Origin of the sequence: Streptomyces sp. NPDC000345 (genome assembly GCF_042898825.1) — a bacterium.
GTDB lineage: Bacteria > Actinomycetota > Actinomycetes > Streptomycetales > Streptomycetaceae > Streptomyces.
In genome coordinates this window covers 171,678-194,249 of record NZ_JBIAZE010000008.1, presented here as the reverse complement: position 1 = coordinate 194,249, position 22,572 = coordinate 171,678, and the positions used below count along the sequence as shown (strand labels likewise).

Below are 22,572 nucleotides of genomic sequence, written 5' to 3'. Positions count from 1 at the left end.
ATCCCCGAAGGGACATCAACGATGATGCGACGACGTACCACCCTGCTCACCGGCTGCACCGCCCTCGCCCTGGCGCTGGGCGCAACCGCCTGCGGAGGCGGCGGCCCGGTCTCGGCCGGCGGCGGCGACAAGGCGCTCAGCGGCCAGACGGTCACCGTGGCCGGCGTCTGGTCCGGCAGCGAGCAGAAGAACTTCCAGAAGGTCCTGGACGCGTTCAGCGAGAAGACCGGCGCCAAGACGCAGTTCGTGTCCACGGGGGACAACGTGTCCACCGTCGTCGGCAGCAAGATAGAAGGCGGCAACGCACCCGACGTCGTGATGGTCCCGCAGGTCGGCGTGTTGCAGCAGTTCGCCCGGAGCGGCTGGCTCAAGCCGCTGTCCAAGACCGCCCAGCAGGCGGTCGACGCCAACTACGCGAACGTGTGGAAGACGTACGGCAGCGTCGAGGGCACCCTCTACGGCCTCTACTTCAAGGCCGCCCACAAGTCGACGGTCTGGTACAGCCCCGACGCGCTCGCCCAGGCCGGCGTCAAGCCGCCGACCACGTACGACGACATGCTGAAGGCCGGGCACACCGTCTCCGACTCCGGTCTCGCCGCCTTCTCGGTGGCCGGGCAGGACGGCTGGACGCTCACCGACTGGTTCGAGAACGTCTACCTCTCCCAGGCCGGACCCGAGAAGTACGACGCCCTCGCCGCCCACGAGCTGAAGTGGACCGACGCGTCGGTCGTCGAGGCGCTGACGACCCTCGGCGCCCTCTTCAAGGACAAGCAGCTGGTGGCGGGCGGCCAGAAGGAGGCCCTGAACACCGACTTCCCGGGCTCGGTGGAGAAGGTGTTCGGACCCGAGCCCAAGGCCGGCATGGTCTACGAGGGCGACTTCGTCGCGGGGGTCGCCAAGGACCAGTTCGGCAAGGTGATCGGCGAGGACGCCGACTTCTTCCCCTTCCCCGCGGTCGGCGGCGGAAAGGCCCCGGTGGTCAGCGGCGGCGACGCGGCCGTGGTGCTCAAGGACGGCAAGAACGCCAAGGCCGGCATGGCGCTCCTGGAATACCTGGCCACCCCCGAGGCCGCGGCCGTGTGGGCGAAGACCGGCGGCTTCCTGTCCCCGAACACCAAGCTCGACCTCGCCTCCTACGGCGACGACGTCACCCGCGCGACCGCCAAGTCCCTGGTGGCGGCCGGCGACTCGGTCCGCTTCGACATGTCCGACCAGGCCCCGGCGGCCTTCGGCGGCACCAAGGGCGCGGGCGAGTGGAAGCTGCTGCAGGACTTCCTGCGCGACCCGTCGGACCCGAAGGGGACCGCGGCGCGGCTCGAGGACGCTGCCGCCAAGGCGTACAAGGGCTGACGGGTCGATGACCGCGACCCTTGTGAAAGAGGCGGGTGCACCGCCCGCCGGTGCCCCCGCCCGTGTACGGCGCACGCGGCGGCGGGGCCGGATCATCTCCCTGCTGTTCGCGTTCCCGGCGCTGCTCCTGCTCGGCGCGCTGGTGGTCTACCCGGTGCTCTTCTCGATCGGCCGCAGCTTCTTCGACGCGTCCGGCACCCGTTTCGTGGGCGGCGAGAACTACGGCGAGATGTTCCGCGACCCGGCGACCCTCAAGGCCGTGCGGAACACGGCCGTCTGGGTCGTGGTGGCCCCCACGCTGCTGACCGGCCTGGGACTCGTCCTCGCCGTCCTGGTGGAGAAGGTCCGCTGGGCCACGGCCTTCAAGCTGCTGCTGTTCATGCCGATGGCGGTGTCCTTCCTCGCCGCGGGCATCATCTTCCGGCTCGCCTACGACGAGAACCCGGACAAGGGCGTGCTGAACGCGGCCGTGGTGTCCGTGCACGACGCCTTCAAGGGTGCCTCGGCCTATCCGACCGCCCGGGCGCGGGACGGCCAGGGGCTGACCGCGGGGAAGGACGGCTCCTACGCGGCGAGCGCCTCGCCGGGAGACGTGCTGAGCCTCGGCCTGGTCGGGGTCCCGCCGCAGGAGCTGCCCGGCGACGCCGAACCCGCGTACGCGGCTGCCGGCCGCGAGGCGGCGCCGGACGAGCTGCGCGGGGTCGTCTACCTGGACTTCACGCCCGGCGGGGGAGGGGAGCAGGGCGTGGTGGACCGGCGCGAGAGCGGGCTGCCGGGGGTCGAGGTCGAGGCGGTGCGCGACGGCACGACGGTCGCGAGCACCACCACGGCCTCGGACGGCTCCTTCCGCCTGCCGGGTCTGGAGTCCGGCGCCTACACGGTGAGGCTGCCCGCGTCGAACTTCGCCCAGCCCTACGACGGCGTCTCCTGGCTCGGGCCCGCGCTCGTCACGCCCGCGATCATCGGGGCGTACCTGTGGATCTGGACCGGCTTCGCGATGGTGCTGATCGGCGCCGGGCTCTCGGCACTGCCCCGGGACGCGCTGGAGGCGGCCCGTATGGACGGGGCGAACGAGTGGCAGATCTTCCGGCGGATCACCGTGCCGCTGCTGGCGCCCGTCCTGACCGTGGTCTTCGTGACCCTGGTGATCAACGTGATGAAGGTCTTCGACCTCGTCTACATCATCGCGCCGGGCCCCGTGCAGGAGGACGCGACCGTGCTCGCCACCCAGATGTGGCTCGTGTCCTTCGGCGGCGGCAACAACCAGGGGCTGGGCAGCGCCCTCGGCGTCCTGCTGCTTCTCCTCGTCGTCCCCGCCATGGTCTTCAACGTCCGTCGATTCCGAAGGAGCCAGCGATGAACGCGGTACGGCGCGGACTGGGCAACGGTGCCGTGCAGGCCTTCCTCGTGGTCATCGGCCTGATCTGGCTGACCCCGCTGGCGGGACTTTTCCTGTCCTCCCTGCGGTCCGCCCAGGACACCGCGAAGGGCGGCTGGTGGACGGTGTTCGCCAGTCCCGGGCAGCTGTCCTTCGACAACTACTCGGCGCTGCTGAAGAACTCCGGCATGACGCAGGCGTTCTGGAACACGGTGCTGATCTCGGTGCCGACGACCGTCCTGGTCGTGGTCCTCGCGGCACTCGCCGGGTACGCGTTCGCGTGGCTGGACTTCCCGGGCCGGGACGCCGTCTTCCTGGGCGTGGTGGCGCTGCTGGTGGTGCCGGTGCAGATCGGGCTGCTGCCGGTGGCCAAACTCTTCGGGCAGCTGGGGCTGTTCGGCACGATCCCCGGTGTCGTGCTGTTCCACGTGGCCTACGGGCTGCCGTTCGCGGTGTTCCTGCTGCGCAACTACTTCGCCGAGATGCCGAAGGAGATGCTGGAGGCGGCCCGGATGGACGGTGGCGGCGAATGGCGGATCTTCACCCGGCTGGTACTGCCGGTGGGGCGGCCGGCCATCGCGAGCCTCGCCATCTTCCAGTTCCTGTGGGTGTGGAACGACATGCTCGTGGCCCTGCTGTTCGCGGACAGCTCCGCCCAGCCGCTCACGGTCGCCCTGCAGTCCCAGGTACGGCAGTTCGGCAGCAACATCGACGTGCTGGCACCGGGAGCGTTCCTGTCGCTCGTGGTACCGGTGGCCGTGTTCTTCGCGTTCCAGCGGCACTTCGTCCAGGGGGTGATGGCCGGGTCGGTCAAGTGACCTCCCGTGCGGAGCGGGTGGGGCGGTGGAGGCGCGAGGCCTCGACCGCCCCACGGTCACGTCGGGGCGGTGGAGGCGCGGAGCCCCGACCGCCCCGCGGTCACGGTGACGCCGGCGGGTACAGCGACCTCGGGAGCCGGGAGGCCGCTGCCGCGTCCAGGAGCCACAGGGTCCGGGCGCGGCCCCGGGCGCCCGCGGCGGGGGCCTGGATCTCGCCCGCGCCCGAGAGCGCGATCGCCGCGGCCTGCGCCTTGTCCGCACCGGCCGCCAGCAGCCACACCTCACGGGCCGCCCGGATCGCCGGGAGGGTGAGGGTGACCCGGGTCGGCGGCGGCTTGGGCGCGCCGTGGACGCCGACCACCGTGCGCTCGGTCTCCCGGACGGCAGGCAGCTCGGGGAAGAGCGAGGCCACATGGGTGTCCGGGCCGACGCCCAGCATCAGGACGTCGAAGGTGGGCACAGCGCCGTGGTTCTCGGGGCCGGCCGCGCGGGCCAGCTCCTCGGCGTACGCCTCCGCGGCGGCCTCGACGTCGGCGCCGTGGGGACCGTCGGACGCGGGCATGGCGTGCACGCGCTTGGGGTCGAGGGGCACCGCGTCCAGCAGGGCCTCGCGGGCCTGGGTGACATTGCGCTCCGGGTCACCCTCGGGCAGGAACCGCTCGTCGCCCCACCACAGGTCGAGCCGGCCCCAGTCGACGGCGTCCCGGGCCGGGGCGGCGGCCAGCGCGGCCAGCAGGCCGTTGCCGTTGCGGCCGCCCGTGAGGACCACGGACGCGGAGCCCCGGGAGGCCTGCGCGTCCACGATCTTCGTGATCAGACGGGCGGCCGCGGCCTGCGCCATCAGTTCCTTGTCGTGGTGCACGACCAGCTGCGGGGCGTTCACCGCGTGGCCTTCCCGGACAGACCGGAAGGGACCGGGTTCAGCGGTGCCGGCGCCTGCCCTTCCTCCCCGGAAGCTTCCGCAGGTCCTTCGGCGCCGTCCGGTTCTCCTTTGGCCGGCCCGGCGTCCCCCTCGGCCTGCTCCCCTTTGGCCGCCCCGGCGTCCTCCTCGGCCTGCTCCACGGCGGCTCCGGCCTGCACCAGCGCCGCCTCGGCCTTCTCCAGGGCTGCCCTGGCCTTCTCGACCCCGGCCGACTCCGGCGCCGCCGCCGAGGCGTTCAGCCGCTCCACCCCGAACCGCAGGGCCGAGGCGTAGGTGTCGTCCGGGTCGAGCCGCCGCAGTTCCTCCGCGATCAGCTCGGCCGTGTCGCGGCGCTTGAGCGCCACCGCGCGGTCGGGCTGGCCCTCGATGGAGAGCGTGGCCAGCGAGCCGTCCGCCCGGTCCAGCACGATCGGGCCGGCGGAGGTCGCCATCCGGACCGCCGTGAGCCCGGGGCCGCCCGACAGCGAGCGCCTGACGGGCACGTCCAGCCGGTCCGCGAGCCACATCGCGAGCAGCTCGCAGCTCGGGTTGAACTCCTCGCCCTCCACCTCGACCGACTCCACCGTGCAGGTGACCTGGTCCAGGGCCGCGGCCAGCATCGAGCGCCAGGGCGTGATGCGGGTCCAGGACAGGTCCGTGTCACCCGGGGTGTAGGTGTCGGAGCGGGCGTCGAGCTCGCGTACCGGCTGCTCGGCGGCGTAGGTGTCGGTGACGCGGCGCTGGGCCAGCGCGCCGAGCGGGTCGGCGGCAGGGTCGAGCGGCGCGTTCACCGGCCACCAGACGACGACCGGGGCGTCCGGCAGCAGCAGCGGCAGCACGACGGACTGGGCGTGGTCGGACACCTCGCCGTACAGCCGCAGAACGACCGTCTCGCCGGTGCCCGCGTCCGCGCCCACCCGCACCTCGGCGTCCAGCCGGGACTGGGTGCGGTCGCGGGGAGTGCGGGAGACGCGCCTGATCACCACGAGCGTGCGCGAGGGATGCTCGCGCGAGGCGTCGCCCGCGGCCTTGAGCGCGTCGTACGCGTTCTCCTCGTCGGTGACGATGACCAGCGTGAGCACCATGCCCACGGCCGGGGTGCCGATCGCCCGGCGGCCCTGCACCAGCGCCTTGTTGATCTTGCTGGCGGTGGTGTCCGTGAGGTCTATCTTCATGGCCGGCGCCAGCTCCGTCCGTCTCGTTCGAGCATCTGGTCCGCCTCGACGGGACCCCAGGTACCGGCCGGGTACTGCGCGGGCCGCCCGTTCCGGTCCCAGTACCGCTCGATCGGGTCGAGGATCTGCCAGGACAGCTCCACCTCTTCCGTGCGCGGGAAGAGGTTCGAGTCGCCGAGCAGCACATCGAGGATGAGGCGCTCGTACGCCTCGGGCGAGGACTCCGTGAACGACTCGCCGTAGGCGAAGTCCATGGACACGTCCCGGATCTCCATCGAGGTGCCGGGCACCTTGGAGCCGAAGCGCACGGTCACGCCCTCGTCGGGCTGGACCCGGATGACGATCGCGTTCTTGCCGAGCTCCTCCGTCGCCGTGTGGTCGAAGGGGGAGTGGGGGGCCCGCTGGAAGACGACCGCGATCTCGGTGACCCGGCGGCCCAGGCGCTTGCCGGTGCGCAGATAGAAGGGGACGCCCGCCCAGCGCCGGTTGTCCACCGACAGCTTGATGGCCGCGTAGGTGTCGGTCTTCGACTGGGGGTCGATGCCGTCCTCTTCGAGGTAGCCGATGGCCTTCTCGCCGCCCTGCCATCCGGCCGCGTACTGTCCGCGCACGGTGTCCCGGCCGAGGTCCTCGGGCAGCCGTACCGCCCCGAGCACCTTGGTCTTCTCCGCCGCCAGCGCGTCCGCGTCGAAGGAGGCGGGCTCCTCCATGGCCGTCAGCGCCATCAGCTGCAGCAGGTGGTTCTGGATGACGTCGCGGGCGGCGCCGATGCCGTCGTAGTAGCCGGCCCGGCCGCCGATGCCGATGTCCTCGGCCATGGTGATCTGCACATGGTCCACGAAGGACCGGTTCCAGATCGGCTCGAACATCGTGTTGGCGAACCGCAGCGCCAGGATGTTCTGGACGGTCTCCTTGCCCAGGTAGTGGTCGATGCGGAAGACCTGGTCCGGGGCGAACACCTCGTGGACGACCTGGTTGAGCTCCTTGGCCGACCCGAGGTCGTGGCCGAAGGGCTTCTCGATGACGGCGCGGCGCCAGGAGTCCTTCGTCTGGTCGGCCAGGCCGTGCTTCTTCAGCTGCTGGATGACCACCGGGAAGGAGCGCGGCGGCACCGACAGGTAGAAGGCGAAGTTGCCGCCCGTGCCCTGCGCCTTGTCGAGCTCGTCGATCGTGGCGCGCAGCCGTTCGAACGCGTCGTCGTCGTCGAAGGTGCCCTGGACGAAGCGCATCCCCTGGATGAGCTGCTGCCAGACCTCCTCGCGGAAGGGCGTGCGGGCGTGCTCCTTGACGGCGTCGTGGACCTCCTGCGCGAAGTCCTCGTTCGCCCACTCGCGGCGGGCGAAGCCCACCAGGGAGAAGCCCGGCGGCAACAGACCCCGGTTGGCGAGGTCGTACACGGCGGGCATGAGCTTCTTGCGGGAGAGATCGCCCGTGACGCCGAAGATGACCAGGCCCGACGGCCCCGCGATGCGCGGGAGCCGTCGGTCCGCGGGGTCACGAAGCGGGTTCGCTCCGGAACCGGAGAAGGGGGACAATTCAGCCCTCCGAGGGGGCGAGGCGCTCCAGCTCCGCCTCGGTCGACTTGAGCAGGTCGTTCCAGGACGCCTCGAACTTCTCGACGCCCTCGTCCTCCAGCAGCTGGACCACGTCGTCGTAGGAGATCCCGAGCTTCTCCACCGCGTCGAGGTCGGCGCGAGCCTGCTCGTAGGTGCCGGCGACGGTGTCGCCGGTGATCTCGCCGTGGTCCTCGGTCGCCTGGAGGGTGGCCTCCGGCATGGTGTTGACCGTGTTCGGCGCGACCAGCTCGTCGACGTACAGGGTGTCCTTGTACGCCGGGTCCTTCACACCGGTGGAGGCCCACAGCGGACGCTGCTTGTTGGCGCCCGCGCTCTCCAGCTTGCGCCAGCGGTCGCTCGCGAAGACCTCCTCGTACGCCTGGTAGGCGAGCCGGGCGTTGGCGAGGGCGGCCTTGCCGCGGGCGGCCTTGGCCTCGTCGGTGCCCAGCGCGTCGAGACGCTTGTCGATCTCGGTGTCCACGCGGGAGACGAAGAAGGACGCCACCGAGTGGATCAGCGAGAGGTCCAGGCCCTTCTCGCGGGCCTTCTCCAGGCCCGCCAGGTAGGCGTCCATGACCTCGCGGTAGCGCTCCAGCGAGAAGATCAGCGTGACGTTGACGCTGATGCCGTTGCCGATGACCTCGGTGATCGCCGGCAGACCCGCCTTGGTGGCCGGGATCTTGATCAGCGTGTTGGGGCGGTCGACCAGCCAGGCCAGCTGCTTGGCCTCGGCGACCGTCGCCCGGGTGTTGTGCGCCAGGCGCGGGTCCACCTCGATCGACACACGGCCGTCCTGACCGCCGGTGGCGTCGAAGACCGGGCGCAGGATGTCGGCGGCGTCGCGGACGTCCGCCGTGGTGATCATGCGGATGGCCTCTTCGACGGTGACCTTGCGGTGGGCGAGGTCCGTCAGCTGCTGGTCGTACCCGTCGCCCTGCGAGATCGCCTTCTGGAAGATCGACGGGTTGGTGGTGACGCCCACGACGTGCTGCTGGTCGATCAGCTCGGCGAGGTTGCCGGACGTGATCCGCTTGCGCGACAGGTCGTCCAGCCAGATCGCCACGCCTTCCTCGGAGAGGCGCTTGAGTGCGTCTGTCATGGAATTACATCTCCTACGTGTCGTATGTGAGCGTCAGCGCCGGGCGTCGGCGAGGGATTCCCGCGCCTTCGCGGCCACGTTCTCGGCAGTGAAGCCGTACTCGCGGAAGAGGACCTTGCCGTCGGCCGAAGCACCGAAGTGCTCCAGGGAAACGATGCGGCCGGCGTCCCCGACGTACTTGTGCCAGGTCAGACCGATGCCGGCCTCGACCGCGACCCGAGCCTTCACGGACGGCGGAAGGACGCTGTCCCGGTACCCCTGGTCCTGCTCCTCGAACCACTCCACGGACGGCATGGACACGACCCGGGTCGGGACCCCGTCCGCCTCGAGCTGCTCACGCGCCTCGACGGCCACGTGCACCTCGGAGCCGGTCGCGACGAGGATGACCTCCGGGGTGCCGTTCGACGCCTCGAAGAGGACGTAACCGCCCTTCGCGGCGTCCTCGTTGGGCTCGTACGTGGGCACGCCCTGGCGGGTGAGGGCCAGACCGTGCGGGGCGCCCTTGCCGAACTCCTTCGTCCAGCGCTTGAGGATCTCGCGCCAGGCGATCGCGGTCTCGTTGGCGTCGGCCGGGCGGACCACGTTCAGGCCCGGGATGGCGCGCAGCGACGCGAGGTGCTCGACCGGCTGGTGGGTGGGGCCGTCCTCGCCGAGACCGATGGAGTCGTGCGTCCACACGTAGGTCACCGGCAGGTGCATCAGCGCCGACAGCCGCACGGCGTTGCGCATGTAGTCGGAGAACACGAGGAACGTGCCGCCGTAGACGCGGGTGTTGCCGTGCAGGGCGATGCCGTTCATCTCCGCGGCCATGGAGTGCTCGCGGATGCCGAAGTGGATGGTCCGGCCGTACGGGTTCGCCTCGGGCAGCGGGTTGCCCGCCGGGAGGAACGACGACGTCTTGTCGATCGTCGTGTTGTTGGAGCCCGCGAGGTCGGCGGAGCCGCCCCACAGCTCGGGGACGACCGCGCCGAGGGCCTGCAGCACCTTGCCGGAGGCGGCACGCGTGGCGACGCCCTTGCCGGGCTCGAAGACCGGGAGCTTCTCCTCCCAGCCGGCCGGCAGCTCGCCCGCGGCGATCCGGTCGAACTCGGCGGCCCGCTCCGGGTTCTCGTCCCGCCACAGCTGGAAGGACTTCTCCCACTGCGCCTTCGCGTCCGCGCCGCGCTCCAGGGCCCTGCGGGCGTGGGCGATGACCTCGTCGGCGACCTCGAAGCTCTGCTCGGGGTCGAAGCCGAGGACGCGCTTGGTGGCCGCGACCTCGTCGTCGCCGAGCGCCGAGCCGTGCGCTGCCTCGGTGTTCTGGGCGTTCGGGGCGGGCCAGGCGATGATCGAGCGCATCGCGATGAAGGACGGCTTGTCCGTCACCTTCTTCGCTTCCTCGATCGCGTTGTAGAGGGCGTGCGGGTCGAGGTCGCCGTCCGGCTTGGGGGCGATCCGCTGCACGTGCCAGCCGTAGGACTCGTACCGCTTGACGGTGTCCTCGGAGACGGCCGTCTCGGTGTCGCCCTCGATCGAGATGTGGTTGTCGTCCCACAGCAGGACCAGGTTGCCGAGCTTCTGGTGGCCGGCCAGCGAGGACGCCTCCGCGGAGATGCCCTCCTGCAGACAGCCGTCACCGGCGATGACGTAGACGAAGTGGTCGAACGGGGACTCGCCGGCCGGGGCCTCGGGATCGAACAGACCGCGCTCGTAGCGGGCCGCCATCGCCATGCCGACGGCGTTGGCGACACCCTGGCCGAGCGGGCCGGTCGTCGTCTCCACACCCACCGTGTGGCCGTACTCCGGGTGACCCGGGGTCTTCGAACCCCACGTACGGAACGACTTCAGGTCGTCCAGCTCCAGGCCGAAGCCGGCCAGGTACAGCTGGGTGTAGAGGGTCAGGGACGAGTGGCCCGCGGACAGCACGAAGCGGTCGCGGCCGACCCAGTCGGCGTCCGCCGGGTCGTGCCGCATCACCTTCTGGAAGAGGGTGTAGGCGGCAGGCGCCAGGCTCATCGCCGTACCGGGATGGCCGTTGCCGACCTTCTGTACGGCGTCGGCGGCCAGGACACGGGCGGTGTCGACGGCCCGCTGGTCCAACTCGGTCCACTCGAGGTCTGTGGTGGTCGGCTTGGTGCTCACCCTGGGTCAGGGCTCCTCTCCACATGTCGAATACCGGCTGTTCTGGGCGCGCGCCCACCGGCTGCCGGTGCACTGGATGCCCACCGGCCGCTGTCGAGCCTACCCCCGTGGGGACGTGCGTTTTTTCGAGTCGTTCCAGACTGCCGGGCCTTGCTGCGGTCCGCCCGCTGACTGGCCGGAACCGCACTTGGCACTTGAATACGGAGGCGCTCACATGACTGCTCAATCGAGCCTGAGTACGACTCATCCGCGCCCCTTCCCCGCGCCTCTCCCAACACGACCCCACCCCCGCGAAGGCCGGGGTATGGGCAACGTCTACAGTGGCGTGGTACGCGCGAGCCTTTACCCCGCATTCACATGGGGAGGCTTGCTGGGAGTCTCTGTCAGGGGTGTGCGTGACGGCCGTTGAATCCCGTCCAGTGGGGATCGTCGGGACGAGCCAGAGCCCGAGCCGGCGGCCGGTGGGGGCCCGGGTCAAGGCGTTCGTGGCGCTGACCAAGCCGCGGATCATCGAGCTGCTGCTGATCACCACCGTTCCGGTGATGTTCCTCGCGCAGCGTGGTGTGCCGGACCTCGGCCTGGTGCTGCTCACCTGCGTCGGCGGCTACCTCTCCGCGGGCGGCGCCAACGCGCTGAACATGTACATCGACCGCGACATCGACGCCCTGATGGACCGCACCTCGCAGCGCCCGCTGGTCACCGGCATGGTCAGCCCGCGCGAGTGCCTCGCCTTCGGCGTCACCCTCGCGGTGGTCTCGACGCTGCTGTTCGGCCTCGCCGTCAACTGGCTGTCCGCCTGGCTGTCGCTCGGAGCGCTCCTCTTCTATGTCGTCGTCTACACGATGATCCTGAAGCGGCGGACCTCGCAGAACATCGTGTGGGGCGGCATCGCCGGCTGCATGCCGGTGCTGATCGGCTGGTCGGCCGTGACGAACTCGCTCTCCTGGGCCCCGCTGATCCTCTTCATGGTGATCTTCTTCTGGACGCCGCCGCACTACTGGCCGCTGTCCATGAAGGTCAAGGAGGACTACGCGCGCGTGGGCGTTCCGATGCTGCCGGTCATCGCCTCCAACAAGGTCGTCGCCAGGCAGATCGTGATCTACAGCTGGGTCATGGTCGCCGTCTCGCTCCTGCTGACGCCGCTCGGCTACACCGGCTGGTTCTACACGGCCGTCGCCCTCGCGGCGGGCGGCTGGTGGCTCTGGGAGGCGCACGCCCTGCAGAACCGGGCGAAGGCCGGGGCCACGGGCGGCAAGCTCAAGGAGATGCGCCTGTTCCACTGGTCCATCACGTACGTCTCGCTGCTGTTCGTGGCGGTCGCCGTGGACCCCTTCCTGAGGTGAGCGTCACTCGCCCCGGCCGTCGCCGTGCGATCTACCCGTCGGTAGCATCCTGACCATGGCAGACACGCAGCAGGTTGACGCGAAGGACGGGCGCAAGGTCGCCCGGCTCACCAAGCAGATCGGCGCCTTCTCCCAGCAGCACGGCGGGGCCGAGGGCCAGGTCGCCCACATCGGCGAGCGCGGCGCCCGCATCGTCCTCGTCGGCGAGGACGGCGCCTGGGGCGACCTCGTGGCCCCCTCGGTGGAGATCGCCCGGAAGGCCGTGGAGAAGGCCGGGATCACGGTCCACGAGTCCTTCGACGGCGAGTTCGCGGCCAAGGTGAAGACAGGTCCGTACGAGTGGTCCCGCATGGCCGGGATCCAGGTCGGCGGCCCGAAGAACGCCTGAGCGTCTTCTCACGCAACACCTGACACCCGGTTCACCCGTTAGGACCTTCAGGAGTACGAGGTCCAGTCACGGGAGTCCCGATGATCGAAACGCCGTCCCTGGTGGACCAGTACTGCCACGGCGTCCTGAGAACGGAGCTGGGCCTCGGCACCTTCGAGGCCCAGCTGGCCCGCACCGAGGGCCCGCCCGCCGCCGGCACGACCCTCTTCGACACCCAGACCGGGTTCGCCGTACGCCGCTGGTGCCCACCGCTGCTCGGCCTGGAAGCGCACTGCCCGCCCGCCCGCTATCTCGCCCGCCGTCGTGAACTCGGCGTACTGGAATCGGGCCGCCGGCTGCTGCGCGGCAGCGGCATCACGACCTACCTCGTCGACACCGGCCTGCCCGGCGATCTCACCGGCCCGGACGAGCTGGCCTCCGCCGCAGCCGCCGAGGCCCGCGAGATCGTGCGCCTGGAACTCCTCGCCGAGCAGGTCGCCGACACCTCCGGCACCGTCGAGTCCTTCCTCGCCAACCTCGCCGAGGCGGTCCACTCGGCCGCCGGGTCCGCCGTCGCCTTCACCTCCGTCGCCGGCGTCCGGCACGGCCTGGCGCTCGCGCCCGAGCCGCCCGGCCCGGGGGAGGTGCGGGGCGCGGCGGGCCGCTGGCTGGCCGCCCGCCGGGTCGGCGGGGAGCTGAGCGACCCCGTGCTGCTACGGCACCTGCTGTGGATCGCCGTCGCCTCAGGACTGCCCCTCCAACTGCACGCCGGGCTCGGCGAGCCGGGCCTGCGCATCGACCGCACCGACCCCGCGCTGCTCACGGACTTCGTCCGCGCCACGGCCGGCCTGGGCACCGACCTGGTCCTGCTCCACGGCTACCCCTACCACCGCCACGCCGCCCACCTCGCCGGTGTCTTCCCGCACGTCTACGCCGACTCCGGCGCCGCGCTCGTGCGCACCGGCGCCCGCGCCGCGACGGTCCTCGCGGAGATCCTGGAACTGGCCCCCTTCGGCAAGATCCTGTTCTCCAGCGGGGCACAGGCACTGCCCGAGCTCCACGTCGTCGGCGCCCGGCTGTTCCGCGAGGCCCTCGGACGGGTGCTGGGCACCTGGGTCGCCGAGGACGCGTGGTCGCCGGCCGACGCGCGGCGGGTGGCCGCGATGGTCGCGTCGGGCAACGCGCGCCGGGTGTACGGACTGGGGTGACCGGGCCCGGGCTCCGCTCGGGGCCTGTGCGGCGACGCGCCTTCGGCGATGCCGGTCCGCCACGCGGCCCGGCAGACCTCAGGCGCGGGAGCCGACGGGGGCCTCGGTCGTCGGACCCGGCAGGTCCAGCGTCGGCCGCCGGCGCTCGCGCAGCGCCAGCAGCACCCGCAGCACCGCGATCCACATCAGGGCCGAGCCCAGCATGTGCAGGCCGACCAGGACCTCGGGGAGGTCGGTGAAGTACTGGACGTAGCCGATGACGCCCTGGGCGAGCAGGATCAGGAAGAGGTCGCGGGTGCGGTCCAGCGGAGCCCTGGGGGCGTCCACCGCCTTGAGGACGAACCACAGGGCGAACGTCAGCGACACCACGATCCAGGCCAGCACGGCGTGCACCTTGCTGACCGTCTCCCAGTCGACCGGCATCCGCTCGACCTCGCTGGAGTCGCCCGCGTGCGGCCCCGCACCGGTCACCACCGTGCCGACCAGGATCAGCAGGACCGAGGCCGCGACCAGGAACCACACCAGTTGCCGCACGGACGCGCCGACCAGCGGACGCGGCGCCGCGTCGCCCTCCCGGGTGCGCTGCCACATCACCGTCGCCACCGCGATCAGCGCCGACGTCGCGACGAAGTGCGCGGCCACCGTGTACGGGTTGAGGCCGACCAGGACCACGATCCCGCCGAGGACCGCGTTGCTCATCACGACCCAGAACTGCGCCCAGCCCAGCCGGGTCAGCCCCCGGCGCCGCGGCTTCTCGGACCGCGCCGCGACGATCGCCCAGCCGACCGCCGCGCACAGCACGTACGTCAGCATGCGGTTGCCGAACTCGATGGCGCCGTGGAAGCCCATCGCACCGGTCGCGGTGAGCGAGTCCTCGGTGCACTTGGGCCAGGTCGGGCAGCCGAGCCCGGAGCCGGTGAGCCGCACGGCACCGCCGGTGACCACGATCACCACCGACATCACGAGCGCGGAGAGGGCCGCTCGCTGAACCGTCCGGGGAGCGGGCGTCCAGCGTTCGGCGATGAAGGCGAGCGGGTTGCGCAGGGCCGCCAGGGCGTCGGCGCGGGTCACGTTTGGCACGCCCACCATCGTAGGCGGCCGCTTGTGCATGCTTTCACGAGGGTCCGGTCTCCGAGGGGAGCAGGGCGCCGCCCGGCGGCAGCGGATCCGTCAGGGGCGGGGCGTCGAGCCACAGGGCCGCCCCGATCCGCCGGGCCCCGGCCAGGAAGGCCGCCGCCTCGGCCGGATCGTCGGTGCACTCGGCGAGCCGTTCGTAGACCGCCACCAGCGAGGGATGATCGTCGCCCAGCCGGGCCCGGAAGATGCGTTCGGCCTCCCGCAGCACCATCTCCGCGCCCGCCCGGTCGCCGGCCGTGAGCATGACCGGACCGAGCCGCGAGAGCGTCTTCGCACGGTAGTGGTGGTCGATGCCGTACTTCTGCGTGTAGATGCCGTGGGCCCGGTCGAGGGTCCGCAGGGCCTCCGTCAGCTGTCCCCGCGCGGCCTGCAGCGAGCCCATCTTGTTCAGGCAGGCGGCGTACTTGTGGGGCTCGGCCTCGCTGCGGTTGTAGTGCAGTTCGAGCACCGGTTCCAGCAGCTCGGAGGCGGAGCGCAGCTTCTCCCGCCACTGCCCGCGCAGCTCGCGCCGGTGCAGCGGCTGCCAGACGCCCCGGGCCCGCTCGCGGAGGTCCTCGGCCTGCCGGCGCCGTACGTCGGCCAGGAACTTGGCGACCTGCGAGGTCTCGAAGTCCTCCAGCCCCCGGTGCTCCCGGAACACCGCCAGGGCGTCCCCGAGCATGGTCTCCGCCGTGGCCAGGTCGCCCCGGTCCTGTGCGACGATGCCGACGTCGCGCCGCAGCATCGCCCGGAACAGCACGTGCCGGGCCGGCACCTGGCTGCCGCGCTGCGGGATGCGGGCCTCGGCGCGGGCGTACGACTCCAGGGCGAGGGAGAGACGGCCCGCGTTGCGGTGGATCATGCCGATCTCCTGTTCGGCGACGGCCCACTCCAGGCTCTCCCAGCCCGGCTCCTGGTGCTCGTAGTTCTCGTAGATCCGGATCGCCTCGCGGACCGCGTCCAGCGCCTCGTCGAAGAGGATCTTCTCGCGCAGCACGCCGCCGTACTGGCGGTGGCAGAGCGCTTCCAGCTCCACGAAGGCCGGACCGTCGCCGGTGTGACGGCGGCACTGCTCCAGCGCCTTCAGGCACTCCTCGTGGGCCTCGTCGAGATGGGCCAGCAGATAGTGCTGGCGGGCCACCGCCAGCTGGGCGGTGACCCGGCCGAGGGCGTCCTCGCCGTCCGGCGCGCCGGAGTCCTGGCGCAGCTCCGCCTCCCACTGGAAGAACGTGAGCGCGCGCGTCCAGTTGCACCGCTGCTCCTGGTAGACGCCGACGCGGTGGAGTAACTCGATCAGCGCCCAGCGGGCCTTGCCGTACTCGATCCGGTCGTCGGACGCCCAGGACACCTCCGTGATCACCGCGTCGGCGTGCGGCATCAGCCGTTCGCAGGCGCTGCGCACCTCCGGCTGCTCCGGCCAGGCCGGGAACGCGGCCTCCACCAGGCGCACCGCGACCTGCGACCACTGCACCCGGGCCTCCTGGTCCATCCGGCTGCGGATGAACTGGCGCACCCGCGGGTGCACCCCGAACGTCAGCGAACCCCTGCGCTGGTCACCGCTCACGGTGAGCAGCGAGTGCTCCACGAGTTCGCGGACCATGGGCCGGAAGACCCGCCGGCTCTCCATCGCCCGCCGCAGCCCCTCCGGCAGGACCGCGCGGTGCTCGTACAGCGCCGCGTGCGGCACGTCCTCGGAGGCCAGGTAGGAGCACAGACGCAGCAGGTTCTCGGCCTCCGGGGCGTCCCGGGAGATCTTCTCGACGGACAGCCGGAAGGTCTCGAAGCCGTTCGTCGAGGTGTGGTCGGGCAGCTGGGCCAGGTACTCCTCGACGGTGATGCCCTCCTGCTCGATGTAGGCCCCGGCCGTCTCCAGGTCGAGCGGCAGCCAGCCCAGCTGCCTGCCCAGCGCGTCCAGCTGTTCGGTGTCCGCGTCCTCGGGGCCGACGTCTATGCGCCGGCGCAGGAAGGCCCGCCCCTCGGTGGGGCCGAGACCGAGCAGCTCCAGGCGGTGGTCGGTCAGCTCGGCCCAGCCCTGGCGGACCCGGGTGGTGATCAGGATCGTCCCCTCGCACTGGTCCGGGGGCAGGAACTGCTGCAGCCCGAGGGTGCCGTCGGCCGGGGACTCGGTGTCGTCGGTGTCCCGCTGGACGTTGTCGTACACGAGCAGCCAGCCCGGGTTGTCGCGCAGCCAGCCCCACAGGCGGGACAGGACGACGTACTCGCTCTCGTGGGCGGGGATGCCCACGATGGCGGCGAGTTCGAGGAGCTTGTCGCGCAGCCGCTCGGTGCTGGTGGCGGGCAGCCACCAGGTCAGGGCGTAGGTGTGGGTCTGCGCGTGGGTGCGGGCGTGCCGCACGGCCAGCTGGGTCTTGCCGGCACCGCCGATGCCGTGGATGACGACGACGCGGCGGGAGGCCGCCGCCTCGGAGGTCCCGGCCAGCATCTCGTCGATGCGCCGGAGCTCGGCGTCCCGGCCGGTGAAGTAGCGCGAGAGGGACGGCAGGTTGTGCGGCGGTATCAGCGGGAGCTCGACCGGCTCCTCCTGGGCCGCCGAGCCCCGGCCCAGCGAGTGCCGGGTGAAGAAGGCGGAGGCGGTGGCGAGGACGCCCGTCACCGAGACGACGGCCCACAGCGCGGGCCCGTTCGCATGGTCCGCGACGATCGGCAGGACCGCGACCGAGCCGGTCGTGGCGGTGTACAGGCCGATCCGCAGACCCCGTCGTCGTGTGTCTGCGCTGCTCCTGGCTGCTCCCATGGCGGCTCCCCCGGTGTGAAACTCCCCTGCCCGCACGGTTCAGGTTGAAGCTCCCATTGTCCGGGGGCCATACTCCGTCTTCCATATACGTGCAGCAGAATGTGTTCCGAAGTCTGCGCACCCTCGGATTTTCGCCCTTCGGAGGCGGCGTGGACGGTCAGCCGACAGATCAGAAAATGCACGTGGGACTGGTGCACTGGTCCTTTCCCCCCTGTGTCGGAGGGGTGGAAACGCACCTGTGGCACTTCTCGCGCCTGCTCGCGGCCCACGGAGTCGACGTGACGGTCTTCACCGGGACGCCGGAAGCGGTGGCCCCGGGCCGGACGGGCGTCGAGGGCGAGGGGGCGGTCCGCATCGAGCGGCACCCGGGTCTCGACCTGGCCGGTGTCGTGGCCGAGCCGCCGGAGGAACCCGAACTCGGCTCGTGGTTCCGCGAGTTGATCACCGCCCGGGGGATCCGTGTGGTCCACGGACACAATCTGCACCACTTCTCGGAGGGGCCGGCCCGGGCTCTGGCCGAACTGCGGGACGAGCTCGGTCTGCGGCTCGTGCACACGTATCACAGCATCTGGCACGAGGAGGCGAATCCGGCGGCCGAGGCCTGCGCGCGGTGGGATCTCCACTTCGCGGTCTCCGACTTCCTCGCCGAAGCCTGCACCCTGCACCTGGGATTCACCGTGGAGCGCCGGTATCTGGGCATCGACACGGCGACCTATCTGGACGTGCCCGTCGCCGGGGTGCAGGAACCCGGAATGGTGCTGCTGCCGGCGCGGCTCATTCCGGACAAGGGAGCGGAACTGGCGATCAGGGCCGTGCACCACATCATCGAGCACGGTCTGAGCAAAGTGCCCCCGCGACTGGTCCTCATGCGGACAGGCGTGGAGAACACGGTCGATTTCCATGGGGAAACGGTCGGTTTCTACAATGAACTGCAGGAACTGCTGAAAAAACTGGAAGTGAAAGAAGGGGTCGTCGAATTCGCCGAGGCCGGCGTGGATCATATGAGGGCCCTGTACGAAAAGGCCTCCGTAGTGGTCTATCCGTCGATGTTCGACGAACCCATGGGGCTCGCGCCGCTGGAGGCGATGTGCGCCGCCCGGCCGGTGGTCGTCACCCGGATGGGCGGACTCGACGAGGGGATCGAGGAGGACGAGGAGATCGGCTTCCTCGTGCCCGACCGCAACGTGTCCAAGCTGGCCGACCGCATCGCCCTGCTGCTCGACGACCCCGCGCTCGCCCAGGCGGTGGGGCGGCGCGCCCGGCAGCACGTCGTGCACCACTTCGATCTGGAGTTCTATCTGCGGCACATGCTCCGCGTGTACCGCGCCCCGCTCAGCCCGCCGTGACCCAGCCGGACGGCAGACCGGTCACCTCTGCCGCGCCCTGTTCGTCCACCCGCACCGACAGTTCCCCGCCGGCCAGCCGCAGCCCCTGGACCTCGAGCGGGCCGAACGGCGTCGGCCGTACGTGCAGGACCCGCCGCCCCGCGTCCGGCCGCAGGCCCAGCAGCGCCGACAGCACGGCCACGCCCGACGCCGCCGACCAGCCCTGCGGCCGGCAGGCCGCCGGGTAGGCGAGCGGGGCGGGGGAGTCGCCCGTGCGGGCGTCCCCGCCGTACAACTCCGGCATCCGGTAGAGGAAATGGGCCGCCGCCTCCAGGAGGCCCTCGGCGAGCCGGGAGGCCTCCGCGTCACAGCCCGCCGCGCACAGCCCCTGGATCGCGATCGCCGTGTCGTGGGTCCAGACCGAACCGCCGTGGTAGCTCATCGGGTTGAAGCCGGGCAGGGCCGCCGAACGGCTGCGCAGCCCCCAGCCCGAGTTCAGTTCGTCCGAGTCCAGCCAGGCCGCCACGTCACGGCAGCCCCGGCCGTCGAGGATGCCGGTGGCCGGCAACTGGCCCATGTTCGACGCCGGTCCGCTGACCGGGTCCAGGTTCCGGCCGACCGCGATGGCCACATAGCGCGGGGCGGGTCCCCCGGGAGAGGGCAGCCAGAACGCGTCCGTGAAGCGTTTGCGCAGACCCCGCGCCCACAGCCGCAGCCGCTCGGCCTCCTCCCTGCGCCCCCGCGCGGCCAGCAGCCCGGCCAGCCCGCTCGCCGCCTGGTAGGCGTACCCCTGCACCTCGCACAACGCCAGCGGCGGCTCGATCCGGCGGCCCGCCGCGTCCCGCACCGCGTCGTCGCTGTCCTTCCAGGACTGGTGGCGCAGCCCGCCCGCCCGCGGGTAGTAGCGCAGCAGCCCGTCCTCGTCCTCGGCGCTTGTCCGCAGCACCCAGTCCATGGCCCGTTGCGCGTACGGCAGCAGCGCGTCCACGTCCCGCTCCGGCAGCCCCCAGTGCCAGGCCTCCACCAGCAGGGTCACGAACAGCGGGGTCGCGTCGACCGAGCCGTAGTAGCGCGAGGGCAGGCGCAGCCCGTGTCCGTGCTCGGCGTCCGCGGGGCGCAGCTCGTGCAGGATGCGGCCCGGCGCCTCCTCGCGGAACACGTCGTTGTCCGTGCCCTGACGGCGGGCCAGCGCCCACAGGGTGCCGCGGGCCAGACCGGTGCCCAGCGGGAGCATCATCCGGGCCGACCAGATCGAGTCCCGGCCGAACAGCGCCAGATACCAGGGGCAGCCCGCCGCGATGAACTGGTCCTCCGGGCCGTCGGGCGCGGTGCGCTCGGGGTCCGCCAGCCGCAGCGCGCTCAGGTCGCCCAAGCCCCGGCGGACCAGGGCCACCAGCCTGCGGTCGCCGCGCACGACCGGCTCGCTCCAGGGGACCTCCGAGGTCGGGGGGCCCGGATGCCCGGGCGGGGTGGGCACCGCGCCGCCGTCGACGGTCAGCCGCAGCTGCCTGCTCTCGCCGGGGCGCAGCAGCAGCCGGGGCCAGGTGAAGGTGCCGCCCTCCGGCCCGTCGGTGATGCCGGGCGGCCGCTCCGGCCCGGCCGCGCGGACCTCCGCCCGGCCGGTCGGCGCCTCCCACACCAGAGCGCCCTCGTCCGCCGCGCACCGCACGGGCGCGCCGGTACGGCCCCGCTTCACGTCGGCGATGTCCGCAAGGTCGGTGGCGAGCGCCAGCTCGACGTGCAGCAGCCGGGAGACGGTGCCGACGTTGCGCAGCAGGATGCTCTCGCCCCGGCCGGCCGTGCGCACCCGCTCGATGATCACGGTGGGGTCGTCCGTGCGGTCACGGGGGTAGCGGTGCACCGAGGTGAAGCGCACCTGGTCGGGGCCGAGCGGCTGCACGCCGATCGGCTCCGGCTCACGGTGGTCGATCAGCAGACAGGCCGTGTGCAGCAGCCTGCGGTCATGGCCGTAGAAGCCCTCCGCCCGCAGGCCGCGCAGCTGCCCGTCCCGGGGCGAGGCGGCGAAGGCCGGGGCCGCGACACAGATGACCACGTCGTGGAGAAGGGGTTGCAGAGCACGCACACTCGAGGAATCCGCGGACTCGTACACGGGGCGTCTCTTCCCACTTCGCCCGGATGCCACTCGCACGGCGGACGGCGCCGGCCTCCCCGGTGGCCGGAACACGCCTCACTCCCAGCGGAAGAACCTCCCCGCCGCCGCCAGCCCCAGGACCGCCCACACCGCCAGGATCCCCAGGTCGCCCCAGGGGATGCCCGCGCCGTGCTGGAGCACGTCCCGAAGACCGTCGGACAGGGCCGAGATCGGCAGCAGGCCGAGAACGTCCTGTGCGGGGGACGGGAACTTGTCCAGCGGGACGACGACCCCGCCGCCCACGAGCAGCAGCAGGAAGACCAGGTTGGCGGCGGCCAGGGTCGCCTCCGCCTTCAGGGTGCCCGCCATCAGCAGGCCGAGGCCGGAGAAGGCGGCCGTGCCGAGGATCAGCAGGAGCAGGACCGCGAGCGGGTTTCCGTGCGGGTTCCAGCCCAGCGCGAAGGCGATCGCCGTCAGCAGGATCACCTGAAGGACCTCGGTGACCAGCACCGATGCCGTCTTGGCCGTCATCAGGCCCCAGCGCGGGAGCGGTGAGGAGGCGAGCCGCTTCAGGACGCCGTAGCGGCGTTCGAAGCCGGTGGCGATGGCCTGGCCGGTGAACGCCGTGGACATCACCGCGAGCGCGAGGATGCCGGGGGCCAGGAAGTCCACCGCCGCCCCGGCGCCGGTGTCGATGATGTCCACGCTGCTGAACAGGACCAGCAGCAGCGCCGGGATCACCACGGTGAGCAGCAGCTGCTCGCCGTTGCGCAGGAGCATCTTCGTCTCCAGCGCCGCCTGCGCCGCGATCATGCGGGGCAGGGGCGCCGCGCCCGGCCTGGGGGTGTAGGTGCCAGTGGCGGTCACGAGCGCAGCTCCTTGCCGGTGAGCTCCAGAAAAACGTCCTCGAGGGTGTGCCGTTCCACCGAGATCCGGTCCGGCATCACCCCGTGCTGGGCGCACCACGAGGTGACCGTCGCCAGCAGTTGCGGGTCGACCTTGCCCATCACCCGATAGGAGCCCGGCGTCAGCTCGGCGGCGGAGCTGTCGGAGGGCAGGGCCTTGAGCAGGGAGCCGACGTCGAGGCCGGGGCGGCCGGTGAAGCGCAGGGTGTTCTCCGCGCCGCCGCGGCACAGCTCCTCGGGGGAGCCCTGGGCGACGACCCGGCCCGCGTCGATGATCGCCACGTCGTCGGCCAGTTGCTCGGCCTCGTCCATGTGGTGGGTGGTCAGGATCACCGAGACGCCGTCCGTGCGCAGATCCCGGACCAGGTCCCAGGTGGCGCGGCGGGCCTGCGGGTCCAGGCCGGCCGTCGGCTCGTCCAGGAACACCAGCTCGGGGCGGCCCACGACCGCCATCGCCAGGGCGAGCCGCTGCTGCTGGCCGCCGGACAGCCGCCGGTACGCCGTGCGGCCGCAGGAGCCGAGCCCGAGCCGCTCGATCAGCGCGTCCACGTCCAGCGGATGCGCGTGCAGCTTCGCCACGTGCCGCAGCATCTCGTCGGCCCGCGCACCCGAGTACACGCCACCGGACTGCAGCATCACACCGACCCGGGGGCGCAGCTCGACGGCCTGTCTCACGGGGTCGAGACCGAGGACGCGCACGGTGCCGGAGTGCGGCCGGCGGTACCCCTCACAGGTCTCGATCGTGGTCGTCTTCCCGGCGCCGTTGGGACCCAGCACGGCGGTGACACCCGTCCGGGCCGTCAGGTCGAGGCCGTCCACCGCAGTCTTCGTGCCGTACCGCATCACCAGGGCCTGGACCTGGACCACGGGCTCACTTCGCATGGCCCCGAGTCTAGGTACGCGTCCACCGCTCGTGACCGGCGGGTAGGCCGTCCTCCGGTGCGGCCCTCGTCACGGGCGGCCCACGGCTCCCTCCCCGCACGCAAAATGGTCCTTTCGGGTGAAGAGACGGCATCCCTCCCATTCCGTCCATCCGGCGGTGCTTCACTGGCGATGGCCCGTC

At 71.7% G+C, this 22,572-nt stretch carries 17 protein-coding genes; 7 read left to right on the top strand and 10 right to left on the bottom strand.

The window, feature by feature from the left end; translation table 11 throughout:
* Window positions 1–21: 21 nt before the first annotated feature.
* From ACFY30_RS20965 to ACFY30_RS20955, 3 genes are read left to right on the top strand one after another with little or no spacing between them, the layout of a single operon-like run.
* Window positions 22–1,350 (top strand): ABC transporter substrate-binding protein, encoded by a 1,329-nt coding sequence (locus tag ACFY30_RS20965; RefSeq protein WP_390846676.1) that lies wholly within the window; start codon window positions 22–24, stop codon window positions 1,348–1,350.
* Between the two features lie 7 nt (window positions 1,351–1,357).
* Complete coding sequence (locus ACFY30_RS20960) at window positions 1,358–2,710, top strand: carbohydrate ABC transporter permease (protein ID WP_390846675.1); 1,353 nt, start codon at window positions 1,358–1,360, stop codon at window positions 2,708–2,710.
* Window positions 2,707–3,546, top strand: coding sequence for a carbohydrate ABC transporter permease (locus ACFY30_RS20955; protein WP_390846674.1), 840 nt, complete (start codon window positions 2,707–2,709; stop codon window positions 3,544–3,546). The genes ACFY30_RS20960 and ACFY30_RS20955 overlap by 4 nt, the downstream gene beginning before the upstream one ends.
* 100 nt (window positions 3,547–3,646) lie before the next feature.
* On the opposite strand, the gene pgl is transcribed toward ACFY30_RS20955, so the two are convergent.
* From pgl to tkt, 5 genes are read right to left on the bottom strand one after another with little or no spacing between them, the layout of a single operon-like run.
* The gene (gene pgl / locus ACFY30_RS20950; RefSeq protein ID WP_390846673.1) at window positions 3,647–4,429 is read right to left on the bottom strand and encodes a 6-phosphogluconolactonase; all 783 of its coding nucleotides are present in this window, start codon (window positions 4,427–4,429) and stop codon (window positions 3,647–3,649) included.
* The gene (gene opcA, locus ACFY30_RS20945) at window positions 4,426–5,622 is read right to left on the bottom strand and encodes a glucose-6-phosphate dehydrogenase assembly protein OpcA (protein WP_390846672.1); all 1,197 of its coding nucleotides are present in this window, start codon (window positions 5,620–5,622) and stop codon (window positions 4,426–4,428) included. Before opcA ends, pgl begins: the two co-directional genes overlap by 4 nt.
* A complete protein-coding gene (gene zwf, locus ACFY30_RS20940) occupies window positions 5,619–7,157 on the bottom strand; it encodes a glucose-6-phosphate dehydrogenase (RefSeq protein ID WP_390846671.1) in 1,539 nt (512 codons plus the stop codon). The genes opcA and zwf overlap by 4 nt, the downstream gene beginning before the upstream one ends.
* Before the next feature lies 1 nt (window position 7,158).
* Complete coding sequence (tal, locus tag ACFY30_RS20935; RefSeq protein ID WP_390846670.1) at window positions 7,159–8,277, bottom strand: transaldolase; 1,119 nt, start codon at window positions 8,275–8,277, stop codon at window positions 7,159–7,161.
* Window positions 8,278–8,310: 33 nt separating this feature from the next.
* Window positions 8,311–10,398 (bottom strand): transketolase, encoded by a 2,088-nt coding sequence (gene tkt / locus ACFY30_RS20930; protein ID WP_390846669.1) that lies wholly within the window; start codon window positions 10,396–10,398, stop codon window positions 8,311–8,313.
* A gap of 389 nt (window positions 10,399–10,787) precedes the next feature.
* Between tkt and ACFY30_RS20925 the strand changes: the two genes are divergently transcribed.
* The 3 genes from ACFY30_RS20925 (at window position 10,788) to ACFY30_RS20915 (ending at window position 13,316) form a co-directional block, all read left to right on the top strand.
* Window positions 10,788–11,741 (top strand): heme o synthase, encoded by a 954-nt coding sequence (locus ACFY30_RS20925; RefSeq protein ID WP_390846668.1) that lies wholly within the window; start codon window positions 10,788–10,790, stop codon window positions 11,739–11,741.
* Between the two features lie 55 nt (window positions 11,742–11,796).
* On the top strand, window positions 11,797–12,129 hold the full coding sequence (locus tag ACFY30_RS20920; RefSeq protein ID WP_390846667.1) for a hypothetical protein: 333 nt from the start codon (window positions 11,797–11,799) through the stop codon (window positions 12,127–12,129).
* Window positions 12,130–12,209: 80 nt separating this feature from the next.
* A complete protein-coding gene (locus tag ACFY30_RS20915) occupies window positions 12,210–13,316 on the top strand; it encodes an amidohydrolase family protein (protein ID WP_390846666.1) in 1,107 nt (368 codons plus the stop codon).
* Between the two features lie 78 nt (window positions 13,317–13,394).
* Here the strand turns inward: ACFY30_RS20915 and ACFY30_RS20910 are convergent, their stop codons facing one another.
* The gene (locus tag ACFY30_RS20910; protein ID WP_390846665.1) at window positions 13,395–14,405 is read right to left on the bottom strand and encodes a heme A synthase; all 1,011 of its coding nucleotides are present in this window, start codon (window positions 14,403–14,405) and stop codon (window positions 13,395–13,397) included.
* A gap of 25 nt (window positions 14,406–14,430) precedes the next feature.
* Window positions 14,431–17,187 carry a tetratricopeptide repeat protein gene (locus tag ACFY30_RS20905; protein WP_390846664.1) on the bottom strand — a complete coding sequence of 919 codons (2,757 nt, stop codon included), beginning with the start codon at window positions 17,185–17,187 and terminating at the stop codon, window positions 14,431–14,433.
* Window positions 17,188–17,411: 224 nt separating this feature from the next.
* On the opposite strand from ACFY30_RS20905, the gene ACFY30_RS20900 reads away from it, so the two are divergent.
* Window positions 17,412–18,533, top strand: coding sequence for a glycosyltransferase family 4 protein (locus ACFY30_RS20900; RefSeq protein ID WP_390846663.1), 1,122 nt, complete (start codon window positions 17,412–17,414; stop codon window positions 18,531–18,533).
* On the opposite strand, the gene ACFY30_RS20895 is transcribed toward ACFY30_RS20900, so the two are convergent.
* The 3 genes from ACFY30_RS20895 to ACFY30_RS20885 form a co-directional block, all read right to left on the bottom strand.
* On the bottom strand, window positions 18,520–20,595 hold the full coding sequence (locus tag ACFY30_RS20895) for a glycogen debranching N-terminal domain-containing protein (protein ID WP_390846662.1): 2,076 nt from the start codon (window positions 20,593–20,595) through the stop codon (window positions 18,520–18,522). The two genes, ACFY30_RS20900 and ACFY30_RS20895, sit on opposite strands and share 14 nt — an antisense overlap.
* 105 nt (window positions 20,596–20,700) lie before the next feature.
* Entirely contained in the window at window positions 20,701–21,417 is a 717-nt protein-coding gene (locus ACFY30_RS20890) for an ABC transporter permease (protein ID WP_390846846.1), read from the bottom strand.
* Between the two features lie 50 nt (window positions 21,418–21,467).
* On the bottom strand, window positions 21,468–22,391 hold the full coding sequence (locus tag ACFY30_RS20885) for an ABC transporter ATP-binding protein (protein ID WP_390846661.1): 924 nt from the start codon (window positions 22,389–22,391) through the stop codon (window positions 21,468–21,470).
* Between the last annotated feature and the right edge of the window lie 181 nt (window positions 22,392–22,572).

Excerpts from the sequence above, each read along its gene's own strand:
- ACFY30_RS20965 (WP_390846676.1), top strand. The coding sequence starts at position 22 with ATGATGCGACGACGTACCACCCTGCTCACCGGCTGCACCGCCCTCGCC.
- ACFY30_RS20960 (WP_390846675.1), top strand. The coding sequence starts at position 1,358 with ATGACCGCGACCCTTGTGAAAGAGGCGGGTGCACCGCCCGCCGGTGCC.
- ACFY30_RS20955 (WP_390846674.1), top strand. The coding sequence starts at position 2,707 with ATGAACGCGGTACGGCGCGGACTGGGCAACGGTGCCGTGCAGGCCTTC.
- opcA (WP_390846672.1), bottom strand. The coding sequence starts at position 5,622 with ATGAAGATAGACCTCACGGACACCACCGCCAGCAAGATCAACAAGGCG.
- tal (WP_390846670.1), bottom strand. The coding sequence starts at position 8,277 with ATGACAGACGCACTCAAGCGCCTCTCCGAGGAAGGCGTGGCGATCTGG.
- ACFY30_RS20920 (WP_390846667.1), top strand. The coding sequence starts at position 11,797 with ATGGCAGACACGCAGCAGGTTGACGCGAAGGACGGGCGCAAGGTCGCC.
- ACFY30_RS20915 (WP_390846666.1), top strand. The coding sequence starts at position 12,210 with ATGATCGAAACGCCGTCCCTGGTGGACCAGTACTGCCACGGCGTCCTG.
- ACFY30_RS20910 (WP_390846665.1), bottom strand. The coding sequence starts at position 14,405 with ATGGTGGGCGTGCCAAACGTGACCCGCGCCGACGCCCTGGCGGCCCTG.
- ACFY30_RS20905 (WP_390846664.1), bottom strand. The coding sequence starts at position 17,187 with ATGGGAGCAGCCAGGAGCAGCGCAGACACACGACGACGGGGTCTGCGG.
- ACFY30_RS20890 (WP_390846846.1), bottom strand. The coding sequence starts at position 21,417 with ATGATCGCGGCGCAGGCGGCGCTGGAGACGAAGATGCTCCTGCGCAAC.
- ACFY30_RS20885 (WP_390846661.1), bottom strand. The coding sequence starts at position 22,391 with ATGCGAAGTGAGCCCGTGGTCCAGGTCCAGGCCCTGGTGATGCGGTAC.